Origin of the sequence: Nonomuraea sp. NPDC050540, assembly GCF_044457485.1 — a bacterium.
Classification (GTDB): domain Bacteria; phylum Actinomycetota; class Actinomycetes; order Streptosporangiales; family Streptosporangiaceae; genus Nonomuraea.
The window spans coordinates 126,896-145,968 of sequence record NZ_JBITHA010000011.1 but is presented as its reverse complement, the minus strand read 5'-3'; the positions used below and the strand labels follow the sequence as shown (position 1 = coordinate 145,968).

3 protein-coding genes are annotated in these 19,073 nt (G+C 74.9%); all 3 read left to right on the top strand.

Translation table 11 applies throughout. The features are described 5' to 3' along the window. Nucleotides 1–29: 29 nt before the first annotated feature. Genes ACIBI5_RS33190 through ACIBI5_RS33180 form a run of 3 tightly spaced genes read left to right on the top strand, consistent with a single transcriptional unit; the run spans nucleotide 30 to nucleotide 19,044 of the window. The gene (locus ACIBI5_RS33190) at nucleotides 30–8,594 is read left to right on the top strand and encodes a type I polyketide synthase (RefSeq protein WP_397252677.1); all 8,565 of its coding nucleotides are present in this window, start codon (nucleotides 30–32) and stop codon (nucleotides 8,592–8,594) included. Further along, on the top strand, nucleotides 8,584–13,827 hold the full coding sequence (locus tag ACIBI5_RS33185; protein WP_397252676.1) for an SDR family NAD(P)-dependent oxidoreductase: 5,244 nt from the start codon (nucleotides 8,584–8,586) through the stop codon (nucleotides 13,825–13,827). Before ACIBI5_RS33190 ends, ACIBI5_RS33185 begins: the two co-directional genes overlap by 11 nt. 24 nt (nucleotides 13,828–13,851) lie before the next feature. Next, the gene (locus tag ACIBI5_RS33180) at nucleotides 13,852–19,044 is read left to right on the top strand and encodes an SDR family NAD(P)-dependent oxidoreductase (protein WP_397252675.1); all 5,193 of its coding nucleotides are present in this window, start codon (nucleotides 13,852–13,854) and stop codon (nucleotides 19,042–19,044) included. The last annotated feature ends 29 nt before the right edge of the window (nucleotides 19,045–19,073 follow it).

Genomic DNA, 19,073 nt, shown 5'->3' with positions numbered 1-19,073 from the left:
TCAATACCCCGGCTTGAGGTGGCGCATTGATGGTTGGTGAGTCGAATCAGCTGGCTGGGATCGCCGTCGTCGGCATGTCCTGCAGGCTCCCTCAGGCTGCCGACCCGGCCCGGTTCTGGCACCTGCTGCGTGATGGAGTGGACGCGGTCACCCCGGCCCCCGAGGACCGGTGGCCGAACGCCGCCGGTTACCGCTTCGGCGGATTCCTGGAGGACGTCGAGGGCTTCGACGCCGCGTTCTTCGGGATCTCCCCGAACGAGGCCGCGGCCATGGATCCGCACCAGCGCCTCGTGCTGGAGCTGGCCTGGGAGGCCCTGGAGAACGCGCGGGTGCTGCCCGCGGAACTGAGCGGCAGCGCGGCGGGCGTGTTCCTGGGCGCGATCTCCAACGACTTCGCGTCCCTGGGAGCCGGCGGCCGGCACGGCTACACCGGCGCCAACCGGGCGATGATCGCCAACCGGGTCTCCTACCTGCTCGGCCTGCGCGGCCCGAGCCTCACCCTGGACGCCGGTCAGTCCTCCTCGCTCGTGGCCGTCCAGATGGCGTGCGAGAGCCTGCGCCGCGGCGAGATCGGCCTGGCCGTCGCCGGCGGCGTCAACCTCAACCTCCTGGGCGAGACCACCAACGCCATCGGCGAGTTCGGCGCGCTGTCACCCGACGGCCGCTGCCACACCTTCGACGCGCGGGCCAACGGCTACGTACGCGGCGAGGGCGGCGGACTCGTCGTGCTCAAGCCCCTCGCCGCGGCCATAACCGACCGGGACGTCATCCACGCGGTGATCCTGGGCGGCGCGGTCAACAACGACGGCGGCGGCGAGGGTTTGACCGTCCCCAGCGGCCGGGCGCAGGCCGAGGTCATCGAGTCGGCCTGCGCTCAGGCGGGGGTCGCGCCCGGTGCCGTGCAGTACGTGGAGCTCCACGGCACCGGGACCAAGGTCGGCGACCCGATCGAGGCCACCGCCCTCGGTTCCGTGTACGGCAAGGCCCGCCCGGCCACCGAGCCCCTGCTCGTCGGCTCGGTGAAGACCAACATCGGCCACCTGGAGGGCGCGGCGGGCATCGCCGGGCTCCTCAAGGTCGTGCTGAGCCTGAAGCACCGCGAGCTGCCCGCCAGCCTCCACTGCGAGACGCCCAACCCGGAGATCCCCTTCGACTCGCTGCGCCTGCGCGTCGTCCCCGAGACCCTCCCGTGGTCCGCGCGCCGCCTGGTCGCGGGCGTGAGCTCGTTCGGCATGGGCGGCACCAACTGCCACCTGCTCGTCACCGAGCCGCCGCGCCTCAGCATCGGCGGCTCCCGGCGTCCGCCCGCCCACAAGGAGCCCGACGGCGGCGCCCCCTGGGTGTTCTCCGCCCGGTCCCCCGGCGCGCTGAAGGAACGGGCCGAGCAGCTCGCCGACGTCGAGGCCGACCCGGCCGACGTGGCGTGGAGCCTGGTGCGCAGCCGCGCCGCCTTCGAGCACCGCGCGGTGGTGCTCGGCACCGCCAAGCGGGAGGCGCTGCGGGCGCTGGCCGGCGGCCTGCCGCACGACGCGGCCGTCACCGGTTCCGGCGCCGGGCGCACCGCCTTCGTCTTCCCCGGCCAGGGCGCCCAGTGGCCGAGCATGGCCCGTGAGCTGCTGTCCGGCTCGCCCGCCTTCGCCGAGCGGGTCGCCGAGTGCGCGCTCGCGCTCGCCCCGTTCACCGACTACGACCTCATGGACGTGCTGCGCGAGAAGCCCGGCGCGCCCGGCCTCGACCGGGTGGACGTGGTCCAGCCCGCGCTGTGGGCCGTCATGACCGGCCTGGCCGCGCTCTGGCAGTCGCACGGCCTGCGTCCCGACCTGGTCATCGGACACTCCCAGGGCGAGATCGCCGCCGCCACCGCCGTCGGCGCCCTGTCCGCCCAGGACGGTGCCCGCGTCGTCGGACTGCGCAGCAAGGCCATCGCCGGGATCGCCGGCAAGGGCGGCATGATGTCGCTGGCCGCGCCCCTCGGCGTGATCGAGAGCACGATGGCGCGCATCTCCCGCCACCTGGCCGTCGCCGCCGTCAACGGGCCCACGTCCTTCGTCGTGTCCGGCCCGCACGAGGCGCTCGCCGAGCTGAAGTCGCGGCTGCCCGAGTACCGCAGCCGAATCATCCCGGTCAACTACGCCTCCCACTCCGCCGAGGTCGAGCAGGTCCGCGACGAGGTCCTCGCCGCCCTCGCCCCGGTACGGCCCGCGTCCACGTGCACCACCTTCGTCTCCACGCTCACCGGCCGGCCCATCGACACCGCCGAGCTGGACGCCTCCTACTGGTACGCCAGCCTGCGGCGGCCCGTCCGCTTCGGGCAGGCGGTCAGGGTCGCTCTGGAGCACGACGCCGGGGTGTTCGTGGAGTGCAGCCCGCACCCGGTGCTGGTGTCGGGGGTGAGCGAGACCGCCGAGGCCGCGGGGCGCGAGGTGGCCGCCGTCGGCACCCTGCGCCGCGACGACGGCGGGGCGGAGCGGGTCATGCGCTCGCTGGCCGAGGCCTATGCCGGGGGAGCCGAGGTCGACTGGGCCGGCCCCTGCGGGGGCGGGCGGCTGGTCGACCTGCCGACCTACCCGTTCCAGCGCCGCCGTCACCGGCTGGCCGTACCCGCGGAAGGCGCCAGGGCCGCGCGGGCGGCGCTCAACGGCGGGACGCACGCTGACCACGCGAACGGCGCTCACCCGAACGGCGCGCACCCGAACGGCGCGCACCCGAACGGCGCGCACCCGAACGGCGCTGACCACGCGGACGGTGCTGAGGGCGCGGGGTTCACCGGGGATGTCCGGGAGCTGGTGCTGACCACGCTGGCCGGGCTGCTCGGGCACGAGGACGCCGCCGGGATCGAGCCCGCCAGGACGTTCAAGAACCTCGGCGTCGAGTCCGCCACCGCGCTGGACCTGCGCAACCGGCTGCGCTCGGCCACCGGGCTGCGGCTGCCGACGAGCCTGCTGTTCGACCACCCGACCCCGCAGAAGCTGATCGACCACCTGCGCGCGCTGCTGGCGCGGGAGGCGCCGCGGGCGACCGTCCAGGAGCGTGCCCGCCTCGACGACGACCCGGTCGTGGTGGTCGGGATGGGCTGCCGGTATCCGGGTGGCGTGGCCTCGCCCGCCGACCTGTGGAAGCTGGTCAGCGAGGGGACCGACGCGATCACCGAGTTCCCGGCGAACCGGGGCTGGGACATGGCGGCGCTGTTCGCCACCGGTCAGGACCGTTCGGGCACCAGCGACACCGGCCACGGCGGCTTCCTGCACGACGCCGACCGCTTCGACGCCGCCTTCTTCGGCATCAGCCCGCGCGAGGCCGCCGCCATGGACCCGCAGCAGCGGCTTCTGCTGGAGATCAGCTGGGAGGCGGTCGAGCGGGCCGGAATCGACCCGGCCGAGCTGCGTGACACGGCGACCGGGGTGTTCGTGGGCGCGATGGCGCCCGACTACGGTCCCCGGCTGCACCTGTCCGGCGGCGTCGCCGACGGTCACCTGCTCACCGGCACCGCGCTCAGCGTGGTCTCCGGCCGGATCGCGTACACGCTCGGCCTGCGCGGCCCGGCGCTCACCACGGACACGGCCTGCTCGTCGTCGCTGGTCTCGATCGTCCTCGCCACGCAGGCGCTGCGCCGCGGCGAGTGCACGATGGCGCTGGCCGGCGGGGTGACCGTGATGTCCACGCCCGGCATGTTCGTGGAGTTCAGCCGCCAGGGCGGGCTGGCCCGCGACGGCCGCTGCAAGGCCTTCTCCGCCGCCGCCGACGGTACCGGCTGGGCGGAGGGCGCCGGGATGCTCCTGCTGGAGCGCCTGTCCGACGCCCGGCGCAACGGCCACCCCGTGCTCGCCGTCATCAGGGGCGGCGCGGTCAACCAGGACGGCGCCAGCAACGGCCTCACCGCGCCCAGCGGGCTGGCCCAGCAGGCGGTCATGCGCCAGGCGCTGGCCGACGCCCGCCTCACCTCCGCCGACGTGGACGTCGTGGAGGCCCACGGCACCGGCACCACGCTCGGCGACCCGATCGAGGCCGAGTCCGTCATGTCGGTCTACGACGACGTGTGGCTCGGCTCGCTCAAGTCGAACCTCGGCCACACGCAGGCCGCCGCGGGAGTCGGCGGCGTCATCAAGATGGTGCAGGCGCTGGAGCACCGCGTGCTGCCGCGCACCCTGCACGCCGACGAGCCCAGCCCGCACGTGGACTGGTCGGCCGGGAACGTCAGGCTGCTGACCTCGCCCGTCGACCTGCCCGAGGGCCGCACGCTGCGGGCCGCGGTCTCCAGCTTCGGCATCAGCGGCACCAACGCCCACCTGATCATCGAACAGGCCCCCACCGCCCCGGAACCCGCGCTCATCGCCCCCGAGCCCGCGCCCGCCGCCCCAGAACCCGCCCAGGAACAGCACGCCCCGGAGCCCCCGCCGGAGTCCGGTCAGGAGCTTCTGGCCTGGGTGTTGTCGGCCAGGTCCGAGAGCGCGCTGCGCGCCCAGGCCACCCGGCTGCGCGAGGTCGCCGCCGGGGCGTCCGACCTGGCCGCCGCCGGACGGGCGCTGGCCAGGAAGGCCGGGTTCGCCTACCGCGCCGTCGTGGTCGCCCGCGAGCGCGGCGACCTGCTCGCCGCCCTGGACGCGCTGGCGGACGGAGCCCCGCACGCCGCTCTCGTGACCGGCGTCGCGGACAGGGACGTCCAGCCGGTCTTCGTCTTCCCCGGCCAGGGCTCGCAGTGGGCCGGGATGGCCGTCGAACTGCTGGACTCCGACGAGATCTTCCGCACCGAGCTGCGCCGCTGCGACACGGCGCTCAGAGCGCACACCGGCTGGTCCGTCGAGGACGCGCTGCGCGCCGAGGGCAAGCTGGAGGGCTCCGACGTCATCCAGCCGGTGCTGTTCGCGGTGATGGTGGCGCTGGCGAAGGTGTGGCGTGCGCTGGGCGTCGAGCCGTCGGCGGTCGTCGGGCACTCGCAGGGCGAGATCATCGCCGCCTGCGTGGCCGGCGCCCTGTCGCTGGAGGACGCGGCCAAGGTCGTGGTTCTGCGCAGCCGGGCCCTGACGCGGCTCGGGGACCGTGGCGGCATGGTCGCCCTGCCGGTCCCGGCCGAGCGGGGGCGCGAGCTGATCGAGCCGTGGGCGGGCCGGCTTTGGCTGGCCGTACACAGTGGGCCGGAGAGCTGTGTGATCGGCGGGGACGCCGACGCGCTGGAGGAGTTCACCGCCGCGCACGGCGAGAGCCTGAACGCCCGGCGGGTCGCGATCGGCTACGCCGCGCACACCCCGCACATCGAGGCGCTGCGCGAGGAGATCCTGTCCGCGCTCGACGGCATCAGGCCGCGCGCCGGCGAGGTCGCCTTCTGCTCCTCCTACGCGGGCGGCCCGGTCGAGCACGCCGAGCTGACCGCCGAATACTGGTACACGAGCCTGCGCAACCCCGTCCGTTTCCAGGAGGCCGTGGAGTCGTTCGCGGGGACGCCGCTGTTCGTCGAGACCAGCCCGCACCCGGTGCTAACCGGGCACGTCCAGGACACGCTGACCGCCGCGGGCCGCCCCGGCGGCGCCACCGGCACGCTGCGGCGCGGCGACGGCGGGCGCGCCCGCCTGCTCACCGCGCTGGCCCAGGCCCACGTCCTCGGCGCCCCGGTCGACTGGCCCGCCGCCTTGGGCGACGGACCCCTCGCCGAGCTGCCGACCTACCCCTTCGAGCGGCAGCGCTACTGGCTCGACGGTACGGCCGGCGGCACCGACGTGTCCGCCACCGGCCTGGACGCGGCACGTCACCCGCTGCTCGGCGCGGCCGTCCCGCTGGCCGCCGGCGACGGGCACCTGCTGACCGGCAGGCTCTCGCTCGCCGCCACCCCGTGGCTGGCCGACCACGCCGTGGACGGCACGGTCCTGCTGCCCGGCACCGCGTTCGTGGAGCTGGCCCTGGAGGCCGCCGCCACGGTGGGGGCCGCGACCGTCGAGGACCTGACACTGGAGGCTCCGCTGCGCCTGGCCACCGCTGAGGCGGTCCAGATCCAGCTGACCGTCGGCGCTTCCGGCGAGGGCGGCCACCGCGACCTGTCCGTCCACGCCCGCCCGGCGGGCGACCCCGACGCCCCGTGGACCCGCCACGCGACCGGCACGCTCTCGGACAGCGCACCCGCCGCAACCGGCGGGGCGGGCGCGCCCGCCGCAGTCGAGCCGCTGGCCGTCTGGCCGCCGGCCGACGCCACGGGCGTGGACCTCGACGACGCCTACGAGCGCCTGGCCGAGCGCGGCTACGGCTACGGGCCCGCCTTCCAGGGTCTGCGCGCCGCCTGGCGTGCGGGCGCGGACGCCTACGTCGAGGTGGACCTGCCCGACCACGTCGGCGAGGGCGCCGACCGGTTCACCTTGCACCCCGCGCTGCTCGACGCCGCGCTCCACCTGCTGGTGCTCGACGCCGCGGGCGAGCCGGGGACGCTGCTGCTGCCGTTCGCGTGGAGCGGCGTGCACGCGAGCACCGGCGGCGCGCGCGCCCTCCGCGTACGGCTGACGCCCCAAGGCCAGGACCGCCACGCCCTGACCGTGTACGACGTGTCCGGCACCCCGATCGCCTCGGCCGAATCGCTGACCCTGCGCGCGGTCCCGCGCACCGGCGCGGCTCCGTCCGCCGAGACCTACGGCATTGACTGGACCGGGCTGCCCGAGCCCGAGCGCGGTGTCGTCACCTGGGCCACGGTCGGCTACGACGCCTTCGCCGACGAGGTCGGCGGTCAGCGCTACTACGACCTGGCCTCGCTGGCCGACATGAGCGTGGACGCGCCGCGGGCGGTGCTGGTCCCGTTCGAGCCGGACGCCGATGACCTGCCCTACTCCGTGCACGACGTCCTCTACCAGGCCCTCGACCTCGTGCAGGGCTGGGTGGGCGACGAGCGGTTCTGGCAGTCCCGGATGGTCTTCGTGACCAGGGGATCCGCGGTCGTCACCGGCCCCCTGTGGGGACTGGTGCGCTCCGCCCAGGCCGAGCACCCCGGCCGCTTCGCGCTGGCCGACGTGGACGCGGGCTTCACCGACTGGGAACTGCTGGCCGCCACCGACGAGCCCCAGGTGCGGGCCCGCGGCGGCAGCCTCCAGGTTCCCCGCCTGACCCGACGGACCGGGGGTCCGGCGGGCGCGACGCCGGCGAACCCGGGCACGGTGGACCCGGGCTCGCCGGCCCCCGCTCCCGACCACGCTCCGGCGACGGATCAAGCTGCGGCGACGGATCAAGCTGCGGCGACCGATCACGCGCTGACGCGGGCTCTCGCGGGCACCCTGGCCGGGGGGACCGTGCTGGTCACCGGCGGCACCGGTGCGCTGGGCGGGCTGGTGGCCGAGCGGCTGGCCGCGCGGCACGGCGTGCGCGACCTGGTGCTGGTCTCCCGGAGCGGCGCGGGCGCGCCCGGCGCGGCCGAGCTGACCGGGCGGCTGGAGTCGCTGGGCGCCCGCGTCACGGTCGCCGCGTGCGACGTCTCCGACCGGGACGCGCTGGGCAGGCTGGTCGCCGGGATCCCCGAGCTGGCCGGGGTCGTGCACACGGCCGCGGTCCTGGACGACGCTACCGTCGCCGGACTGTCGGCCACGCAGCTCGACACCGTGCTCGCGCCCAAGGCGGACGCCGCGTGGCGGCTGCACGAGCTGGCCGGGGACCGTCCGCTGATCCTGTTCTCCTCGGTGGCCGGCGTGATCGGCACCGCGGGGCAGGCCGGCTACGCCGCCGCCAACGCCTTCCTCGACGCCCTCGCCGAGCACCGCCACGCCCTGGGGCTGCCCGCGGTGTCGGTGGCGTGGGGCGCGTGGGAGACCGGGATGGCCGGTGAGCTGTCCGGCGCCGACGTCGCGCGGATGTCGCGCGCCGGTGTCGCCGCCCTCTCCGCCGAGCAGGGCCTCGACCTCTTCGACGCCGTCCTGACCGCTCCGGCCGCCGAGGCCGTGGTCGTGGCGGCCCGGTGGGACGCGGCGGCGCTGCGGCAGCGGGCCGAGGCGGGGGAGCTCGCCTCGATCCTGCGGGGGCTGGTGCGCGCGCCCCGCCGTACCGCGGAGAAGGGCAGTGCCGCGAGGAACGGCACGGCGCCCGCGGCCGGGCCGGTGGCGCTGGTCGAGCGGCTGGCCGTCATGGCCGAGCCGGACGCGCGCAACCACCTGACCGGCCTGGTCCGCTCGCACGTGGCGGCGGTGCTCGGGCACGACGGCGCCGACGGCGTCGGCGTGGACAAGTCGTTCAACGAACTGGGCTTCGACTCGCTCACCGCGGTCGAGCTGCGCAACCGGCTCAACGCCGACACCGGGCTGCGGCTGCCGGCGACGCTCGTCTTCGATCACCCGACGGTCAGCGCGCTGGCCGAGCACCTGTTCCAGTCCCTGGCCCCGCAGACGCCCTCGCCCGAGGACACGCTGCGCGGCGCGGTGGAGAAGGTCGAGTCGATGCTGCTGGCGGCCAACGGGGAGGGCGAGGGGATCAAGGGACGGCTGGTGGCCATCCTGCAGAGCGCCCTCACCCGGTTCGGCAGCGGTGGCACCGCGGCGAACGGCGCCGCCGAGAAGATCGTTTCGGCCTCCGACGAGGAGATCTTCGCCTTGATCGACAACCGGAGCATGGCGGAAGGACCCGATCATGGCAACTGAGGAAAAGCTCCGCGATTACCTTAAGCGGGCCACGGTCGAACTCGCCGAGACCAGGCAGCGCCTGGCGGACGCGCAGGCGCGCAGCCACGAGCCGATAGCGATCGTGGGCATGGCCTGCCGCTATCCGGGTGGGGTGTCCAGCCCGGAAGAGCTGTGGGACCTGGTCAGGTCCGGTGTGGACGCGATCAGTGAGTTCCCCGCCGACCGAGGCTGGGACGAGGACGTCTACGACCCGGACCCGGAGGCTCCCGGCAAGTCGTACACCAGGCACGGCGGCTTCGTGCACGACGTGGCGAGCTTCGACGCCGGCTTCTTCGGGATCAGCCCGCGCAACGCGCTGGCCACGGACCCGCAGCAGCGGTTGTTCCTGGAGGCGTCGTGGGAGGCGTTCGAGCGGGCCGGGATCGACCCGGCGACGCTGCGCGGCAGCCGTACCGGGGTCTACGCGGGGTGCATGTACAACGACTACTCGGTCAGGTTCACCCACGGCGCGATCCCGCAGTCGGTCGAGGGCCTGCTGCTGACCTCCAGCACGCCGAGCGTGCTGTCGGGGCGGGTGTCCTACACGTTCGGTCTTGAGGGTCCGTCGATCTCGGTGGACACCGCCTGCTCCTCCTCGCTGGTGGCCGTCCACCTCGCGGTACGCGCGCTGCGCGACGGCGAGTGCGGGATGGCGCTGGCCGGGGGCGTGACGGTGCTGGTGCCGCCGGACACGTTCGTGGAGTTCTCGAAGCAGCGGGGGCTGTCTCCCGACGGGCGGTGCAAGTCGTTCTCCTCGACCGCCGACGGGGTGGCGTGGGGGGAGGGCGCCGGGGTGCTGCTGCTGGAGCGCCTGTCGGACGCGCGCCGGAACGGCCGGCCGATCCTCGCGGTCATCCGCGGCACCGCCGTCAACCAGGACGGCGCCAGCAACGGCATGACCGCCCCGAGTGGGCCGGCCCAGGAGCGCGTGATCGCGCAGGCGTTGTCCGACGCCAGGCTGACCACGGCGGACGTGGACGTGGTCGAGGCGCACGGGACCGGTACCAAGCTGGGCGACCCGATCGAAGCACAGGCCATTTTGTCCACATATGGACGTAATCGTGCGGCGGATCAGCCCCTGTGGCTCGGCTCGGTGAAGTCGAACATCGGACACGCCCAGGCCGCCGCCGGAGTCGCCGGCGTGATCAAGGCCGTGATGGCGCTGCGGAACCGCGTCATGCCGCCCACCCTGCACGTGGCCGAGCCGACCCCGCACGTGGACTGGTCGGCGGGCGCCGTCAACCTGCTCACCGAGGCCCGCGAGTGGACGGCGCGCGACAAGCGGCCCCGCCGCGCGGGCGTCTCGGCCTTCGGCATCAGCGGCACCAACGCCCACGCCGTCCTGGAGGAGTACGACCAGGAGCCCGTCCCCGCCGCCACCGCTCGGGCCGGTCATGGCCCGCTGGTCTGGGCGCTCAGCGCGCAGACCGCCACGTCGCTGCGCGGGCAGGCCGCCAGGCTGCGTGACTTCGTGCTGGACCGGCCCGAGACCGGCGCCCAGGACGTGGCCCACTCGCTGGTCACGCGCCGCGCCGCCTTCACGCACCGCGTCGCCGTACTCGGCGGCGACCGGGAGGCGCTGCTGGCCGGGCTCGGCGGGCACCTGCGCGGCGAGGCCCCGGCCGAGGTCGTGGAAGGGCAGGCCAAGGAGCACCTCAAGCTCGCCTACCTGTTCACCGGCCAGGGCGGCCAGCGGCACGGGATGGGCCGCGAGCTGTACGCCGCCTTCCCCGCCTTCGCCAAGGCGCTCGACGAGGTCTGCGCCGAGCTGGACCGCCACCTGGACCGCCCGTTGCGCGAGGTGATGTGGGCCGAGCCCGGCACCCCCGAGGCCAAGCTGCTCAACGAGACCTCCTACACGCAGCCCGCGCTGTTCGCCTTCGAGGTGGCCGCCTTCCGGCTGCTGGAGTCGCTCGGCGTGCACCCCGGCATCGTCGCGGGCCACTCGGTGGGCGAGTTCGCCGCCGCGTACGCCGCGGGCGTCTGGTCGCTGCCCGACGCCGCCCGGCTGATCGCCGCCCGCGGCCGTCTCATGCAGGGACTCGACACTCCGGGCGCGATGGTCGCGATCGAGGCCACGGCCAAGGAGATCGCCTCGTCGCTGGCCGGGCAGGAGCACCTGATCGGCGTCGCCGCCGTCAACGGGCCCAAGAGCATCGTCGTCTCCGGCGAGGTCGCGGCCTGCCTCGCGCTCGCCGAGCACTGGACGGACCTCGGCCGGCGCATCCACCGCCTCGCCGTCAGCCACGCCTTCCACTCACCGCTCATGGAGCCGATGCTGGCCCCCTTCGCCGCCGTGCTGGAGGACGTCGAGTTCGCCGAGCCGAAACTGGAGTTCGCCACCAACCTCAACGGCGGCTCGTGGGCCGACCGCGAGTACTGGCTGGCCCAGATCCGCCGCGCGGTCCAGTTCCAGGCCATGATCGAGCGGCTGGACTCGCTCGGCGCCGACGCCTACCTGGAGATCGGCCCGCAGGCCGTGCTCGCCGGGATGACCCACGACTGCCTGGACGGCCGCGAGGCCGCCGTCCTCACGCTCAGCCGCCGCAAGCGCCCGGAAACCGACGCCCTCGTCACCTGCCTCGCGCAGGCCTGGGTGATCGGCGCCCGCGTCGAGTGGCCCTCGGTGACCGGCCCCGGCGCCCCGGTCGACCTGCCCACCTACGCCTTCGACCGCGAGCGCTTCTGGCTCGACCCGCCCGCCCGCGTCGCCGACCTGTCCGCGACCGGCCTGCGCGAGGTCACCCACCCGCTGCTGAGCGCCGCGCTCGACGTGGCCGGCGACGGCGTGAGCGTGCTCACCGGCCGCCTGTCGCTGTCCGACTCGCCCTGGCTGGCCGACCACGCCGTCAACGGCGCCGCCGTACTGCCCGGCGCGGCCTTCGCCGACCTGCTCCTGGAGGCCGGCGGCCAGATCGAGGAGCTGGTCTTCGAGGCGCCGCTCGTGCTCACCGAGCGTGGCGGCGTGACCGTCCAGGTCGTCGCGGACACCCCAGACGACCAGGGTGTACGGCAGGCCCGCGTCCTCTCCCGCCCCGCGGCGGACCCCGACGCCCCCTGGACCCGCCACGTGCGCGCCACCCTGTCACCGGAGCCCGCGGCCCCCGCCGCCTGCGACTGGGCGGCGACCTGGCCCCCGCCGGGCGCCGAGCCGGTCGAGGTGGCCTATGGCCCGCTGGCCGACGCCGGCTACGAGTACGGGCCCGCCTTCCAGGGCGTGCGCGCGCTGTGGCGCTCCGGTGAGGAGCTGTTCGCCGACGTGGCCGTGGGCGAGCTCGACGTGACCGGCCACTGGATTCACCCGGCGCTTTTCGACGCGATGTTCCACGTGCTGCTGATCGGCGCGCCCTCGGCGGAGCTGCGGCTGCCGTTCGAGTTCCGCGGCGTACGCCTGGTGACCCCGGGGGCGACGGCGCTGCGGGTGCGGCTGCTGCGCGACGGCCAGGACGGATGCTCGATCGAGGCGGCCGACGCCTCGGGCCTGCGGGTGTTCGCGCTGGAGTCGGCGCGCATCCGCGCGGTGGCCGCGGGCGCGCTCGGCGGCCACTCGACCGGTCCCGCGCCTTACGGCCTGGACTGGGTGGAGGTCGCGCCGGCGGGCGAGCCGGTCGGCGCGTTCACGGTGGTGCCGCTGGCCGAGGGCACGCCGCGCGAGCTGACCGCCCGGGCGCTGGCCGCGATGGCCGGGGAAGAGCGCCTGGTGGTCTTCGCGCCGCGCGGCCTGGACGCCGCGGTGGTCCGGGGCCTGGTGCGGACGGCGCAGACCGAGCAGCCCGACCGGTTCGTCCTGGCCGACGTCCCGGACGGCTTCACGGACTGGGAGCGGGTGCTGGCCACCGGCGAGCCGCAGGTGCGGGTGTCGGACGGCAGGGTGCTGGCCCCCCGCCTGACGCGCCGGACCGTGGAGGGGCCGGTCACGCTCGGCTCCGGCACGGTCCTGGTCACCGGCGGGACCGGCGACCTGGGCGGCCTGATCTCCCGCCACCTGGTAGAGCGGCACGGGGTGCGAGACCTGGTGCTGCTGTCCCGGCGCGGCGCCGACGCGCCGGGGGCGGCGGAGCTGAAGGCGGCGCTCGAAGAGCTGGGCGCCAAGGTGAGGGTGCTCGCCTGCGACGTGGCCGACCGGCAGGCGCTGGCCGCGGTCGTGGACGGAATCGCGGACCTGACCGGCGTCGTGCACACGGCCGGGGTCCTGGACGACGCCACGATCGACGGGCTGACGCCGGAGCGCGTCGACCGGGTCTTCGCCCCCAAGCTGGACGCCGCCCACCACCTGCACGAGCTCACCAAGGATCGCGACCTCAAGGCCTTCGTGCTCTTCTCCTCGCTGGCCGGCATCCTCGGCAACGCCGGCCAGGGCAACTACGCCGCCGCCAACACCTACCTCGACGCGCTGGCCGAGCAACGCACCGCAGAAGGACTGCGCGCCGTCTCCATCGCCTGGGGGCTCTGGGACGGCGGCATGGGCGGCGAGCTCACCGACCTGGAGATCGCCAGGCTCGCCCGCGCCGGTGTCGCCCCGCTCGGGGCCGAGCACGGGCTGGCCCTGTTCGACGCCGCGCTGGCCGGGGACGAGCCGGTGGTCGTGGCGGCCCGATGGGACATGGTCGGCCTGCGCGCCAGGGCCGAGGACGGCAGCCTGCCACCCCTGTTCAGGGGGATGGTGCGGGCGCCGCGCCGTACCTCGTCGCAGAAGAAGGGGACGGGGCGGCTCACCGAGCGGCTCGCGGCGCTCACGGAGTCCGAGGCGATGCGGCTGCTCACCACGACGGTCCGCGGACACGTGGCCGCGGTGCTCGCCCACGCCAGCGCCGACCACATCGACGTGGACAGCGCCTTCAACCAGCTCGGGTTCGACTCGCTCACCGCGGTCGAGCTGCAGAACCGGCTCAACGCCGAGACCGGCCTGCGGCTGCCCGCGACGCTCGTCTTCGACCACCCGACGGTCTCGGCGCTGGCCAAGTACCTGCACGAGACCCTGGCACCCGCCACGCCGTCGCCCGAGGACCTCCTGCGCGGAGTCCTGGAACGCGTCGGCTCCATGATCACCACCGCCAAGGACAACGGCGAGGACATCCGCGGCCGCCTGGTCGCCGTGCTGCAGAGCGGCCTGACCAGGTTCGGGGGCACCGCGAGCAATGACGACGAGGGCGTCGACATCGACACCGCCTCCGATGAGGAGATCTTCGCACTCATCGACAAGGAACTGTGAACCATGACAGGAAAGGCCCGAGCGATGGGTACCGAGGACAAGCTCCGCGACTATCTCAAGCGCGCCACCGTCGAACTGGCGGAGACCCGCAGGCGCCTGACCGAGGACGAGAGCCGTCGCCACGAGCCCATCGCCATCGTGGGCATGGCCTGCCACTTCCCCGGCGGCGTCAGCAGCCCCGAGGAACTGTGGGAGCTCGTGCGCTCCGGCCGCGACGCCATCGGGGACTTCCCCGACGACCGCGGCTGGAACCTCGATGACCTGTACGACCCCGACCCCGACGCGATCGGCAAGAGCTACACGCGCAACGGCGGCTTCATCCCCGACGCGTTCGACTTCGACGCCGCGTTCTTCGGCATCAGCCCGCGCCACGCGCTCGGCACCGACCCGCAGCACCGGCTGTTCCTGCAGGCCACCTGGGAGGCGTTCGAGGCGGCCGGGATCGACCCGGGGACGCTGCGCGGCAGCCGTACCGGCGTGTACGCGGGCGTGATGTACGAGCACTACTCCAACCGCTTCCTCGACGGCTCCCCCGAGGCGATCGAGGGCACGCTGTTCACCTCGTCCGTGGCCAGCGTGCTGTCCGGCCGCGTCTCCTACGTCTACGGCCTGGAGGGCCCGTCGATCTCGATCGACACCGCCTGCTCCTCCTCGCTGGTCGCCATCCACCTCGCCACCCAGGCGCTGCGCCGGGGCGAGTGCACGCTGGCCCTGGCCGGCGGCGTGACGCTGATGCCGTCGCCGGTGCCGTTCGTGGAGTTCTCCCGCCAGCGGGCGCTGTCGCCCGACGGGCGCTGCAAGGCGTTCTCCTCCACGGCCGACGGGGTGGCCTGGGCGGAGGGCGCCGGGGTGCTGCTGCTGGAGCGCCTGTCGGACGCGCGCCGCAACGGCCGCCGCATCCTGGCCGTCGTCCGCGGCAGCGCGGTCAACCAGGACGGCGCCAGCAACGGCATGACCGCCCCGAGTGGACCCGCCCAGGAGCGCGTGATCGAGCAGGCACTCGCCGACGCCCGCCTCGACCTTCACGACGTGGACGCGGTGGAGGCGCACGGCACCGGCACCACCCTCGGCGACCCGATCGAGGCGCACGCCCTGCTGGCCACCTACGGACGCAGGCGGCCGGCCGACCGGCCGCTCTGGCTGGGCTCGCTCAAGTCGAATCTCGGGCACGCCCAGGCGGCGGCCGGGGTCGGCGGCGTGATCAAGATGGTGAAGGCGCTGGAGCACCGGGTGCTGCCGCGCACGCTGCACGTGGCCGAGCCGACGCCGCACGTGGACTGGTCGCAGGGCGGCGTACGGGTGCTGACCGACGAGGTCGAGCTGCCCGAGGGCGAGCGCCCGCCGCGCGCGGGTGTCTCCAGCTTCGGCGTGAGCGGCACCAACGCGCACCTGATCCTGGAGCGCGGCCCCGACGAGGAGCCCGCCCCCGAGACCGGCGCGCCGCTGGTGTGGATCGTGTCGGCCAAGACCGGCAGCGCGCTGCGCGCCCAGGCCGCCAGGCTGCGCGGGCGGGCCGCGACCGCGCCGCTCGCCGACCTGGCCGCCGCGGGCCCGGTGCTCGCGCGCCGGGCCAGGTTCGCCCACCGCGCCGTCGTGATCGCCGGCGACCGCCTCGAACTGCTGGCCGGCCTCGACGCGCTCGCGGACGGCGCCCCGCACCCCGCCGTCCTGGAGGGCGTCGCCGCCGCGGCCCGCACCATCTTCCTGTTCCCCGGCCAGGGCTCGCAGTGGCCGGGCATGGCCGTCGAGCTTCTTGAGGCCAGCGAGGTCTTCCGCGAGCGGCTGCGCGCGTGCGACGAGGCGCTCAAGCCGCACACCGGCTGGTCGGTGGAGGACGTGCTGCGCTCGGGCGAGAAGCTGTCCGGCTCCGACGTCGTCCAGCCCGTGCTGTTCGCGGTGATGGTCGCGCTGGCCGAGCTCTGGCGCTCGCTCGGCGTCGAGCCCGCCGCGGTCGTCGGCCACTCGCAGGGCGAGATCGCCGCCGCCTGCGTCGCCGGGGTCCTCTCGGTGGAGGACGCCGCCCGGATCGTCGCGCTGCGCAGCCGGATCATCGTCGAGCGGCTCGGCGGCACCGGGGGCATGCTCTCCGTCGCGCTGCCGTCCGAGCGGGTCCGCGAGCTGCTCGCGCCGTACGAGGGACGGCTGTGGATCGCCGTGGACAGCGGGCCGGGCGGGTGCGTCGTCGCCGGCGACGTGGACGCGCTCGACGAGGTGGCCGCCGCCTGGGAGGAGCCCTACCGGGCGCGCAGGATCGCGGTGGACTACGCCTCGCACACGCCGCACATCGAGGTCCTGCGCGACGAGCTGCCCGCTCTTCTGGGCGAGGTTCGGCCGGGCCGTACCGACATCGCGTTCTGCTCCTCGATGGCCGGGGACTTCATCGACACCGACCGGCTGACGGCCGGCTACTGGTTCGACAACGTGCGCAACCCGGTGCTGTTCCGGCAGGCGATCGGGTCGGTCACCGGAGCGCCGCTGTTCGTCGAGGTGAGCCCGCACCCGGTGCTCCAGGCGGACGTGGCCGAGATGAGCGAGGCCGCGGGCATCTGCGGCACCCTGCGCAGGGGCTCGGGCGACTGGCGGCGTTTCCTGGCCGCGCTCGCCCAGGCGTTCGTGCTGGGCGCCGAGGTCGACTGGGCCGCCGCGCTCGCCGCCATCCCCTTCCGGCACGTGGACCTGCCGGCCTACGCCTTCGACCGGCAGCGCTACTGGCTGGACGCCGGCGCGCGGGCAGGGCGCGTCCCCGGCGTGGACGGCTCCGAGCACCCGCTGCTGAACGCGGTCGTGCCGGTGGCCGACGGCGGGCTCGTGCTCAGCGGCCAGCTGTCCACCAAGGTCGCGCCCTGGCTGGCCGACCACGCGGTCGAGGGCGGCGTCCTGCTGCCCGGCGCCGCCTTCGCCGAACTGGCGCTCGAAGCGGCCGCCGCCGCCGGCTGCGAGCTGGTCGAGGAACTCATCATCGAGGCGCCGCTGATCCTCACCGCAACCGCCCGCCTCCAGGTCGTCGTCTCCGCCGAGTCCGACGGCCGGCGCGGCCTCACGATCTTCTCCGAGACCGGCGACGCCTGGGTCCGTCACGCCTCCGGCGCCCTGGCCGTCACCGGACCCGCCTCTCCCGGCTGGGCGGCCACCTGGCCTCCCGACGGCGCCCAGCCGGTGGAGGTGTCCTACGAGCGCCTGGCCGCCCAGGGCTACGAGTACGGGCCGGCCTTCCAGGGCGTGGGCGCGATGTGGCGCGCGGGCGAGGAACTGTTCGCCGAGGTCAGCGCCCCCGACGGGGTGGACGTGACCGGGTTCGGCATCCACCCCGCGCTGCTGGACGCCTCCTTCCACCCGCTCGTGCTGGCGGCCGATGAGGGCGCGCTGCGGCTGCCGTTCGCCTTCCGCGGCGTGCGCCTGTCGGCCGCGCGGGCCTCCCTCCTGCGCGTACGGCTGACGCCGCGCGGCGCCGACGACGCCGGGATCGAGGCGGTGGACGCCGCCGGTCACCCGGTCTTCTCGATCGACTCCCTCCGCGTACGGCAGGCCGCACCCCGGGCGGCCGCCGCCCAGGTGGCCCCGCACGGCCTGGACTGGGTGGAGGTCGCGCCCACGGCCGATCCGGCGGGCTCGTTCACGGTGGTGCCGCTGGCCGAGGGCACGCCGCGCGAGCTGGCCGCCCGCGTCCTGGCGGCGGTGGCCGGCGAGGACCACCAGGTGGTGTTCGCGCCCAGTGGCCTGGACGCCGCAGTGGTCCGGGGTCTGGTGCGGACGGCGCAGACCGAGCAGCCGGGCCGGTTCGTCCTGGCCGACGTCCCGGACGGGTTCGCCGACTGGGAGCGGGTGCTGGCGACCGGCGAGCCGGAGGTGCGGGTGCGCGACGGCAGGCTGTTCGCCCCGCGCGTGGCCCGCAGAACCGCCGGGGAACCGGAGCCCATCGGCTCCGGCACGGTCCTGGTGACCGGCGGGACCGGCGGCCTGGGCGGCCTGATCTCCCGCCACCTGGTCGAGCGGCACGGGGTTCGTGACCTGGTGCTGCTGTCCCGGCGCGGCGCCGACGCGCCGGGAGCCGGGGAGCTGCGTGCGGAGCTCGAAGAGCTGGGCGCGCGGGTCGAGGTGCTCGCCTGCGACGTGGCCGACCGGCAGGCGCTGGCCGCGGTGGTGGACGGGATCGCGGACCTGACGGGCGTGGTGCACACGGCCGGGGTCCTGGACGACGCCACGATCGAGGGGCTGACGCCGGAGCGGATCGACCGGGTCTTCGCCCCCAAGCTGGACGCGGCCTGGCACCTGCACGAGCTCACCAAGGATCGCGACCTCAGGGTCTTCGTGCTCTTCTCCTCACTGGCCGGGATCCTGGGCAACGCCGGTCAGGGCAACTACGCCGCCGCCAACACCTACCTGGACGCGCTGGCCGAACTGCGCAGGGACGAGGGGCTGCCGGCCGTCTCCATCGCCTGGGGACTCTGGGACACCTCCACCGACCTCACCGGCGGGCTCAGCGCCGCGGACCGGGGCAGGCTGGCCCGCTCCGGCGTCGCACCGCTCGACTCCACTCAGGGGCTGGAGTTGCTGGACGCGGCGCTGGCCACCGACGAGGCCGTGGTCGTGGCGGTGCGCTGGGACACCGCCGGGCTGCGGGCCAGGGCGGAGAACGACGACCTTCCCGCCATGCTGCGCGGGCTGGTGCGCGGGCCCCGCCGTACCGCGTCGAACGTGACGGTCGCGGGCGGGCTGGCCGAGCGGCTGGCGGCGCTTCCGCACACCGAGAGCCTGCGCCTGCTGACCGCCACCGTCCGCGCGCACGTCGCGGCCGTGCTCGCCCACGCCAGCCCCGACCAGATCGACGTCGGCACCGCCTTCAGCCAGCTCGGGTTCGACTCGCTCACCGCGGTCGAGCTGCGCAACCGGCTCAACGCCGAGACCGGCCTGCGGCTGCCCGCGACGCTCGTCTTCGACCACCCGACCGTGACCTCCCTGGCCGACTACCTGTTCCGCACGCTCGCCCCCAAGACGCCCTCGCCCGAGGACGTGCTGGAAAGCGCCCTGGAGCGCGTCGAGGCCATGCTCACCAGCGCCAACGGGGAGGGCGAGGCCATCCGCGGTCGGCTCGTCCCGATCCTGCAGACCGCCCTCGCCCGGTACGGCGCGGGCCAGAACGACGCCGACGGCATGGTCGAGAAGATCGACGCCGCCTCCGATGAGGAGATCTTCGCGCTCATCGACAACGAACTGTGAACCCATGACTCCCGTTACCGGAAAGGTTC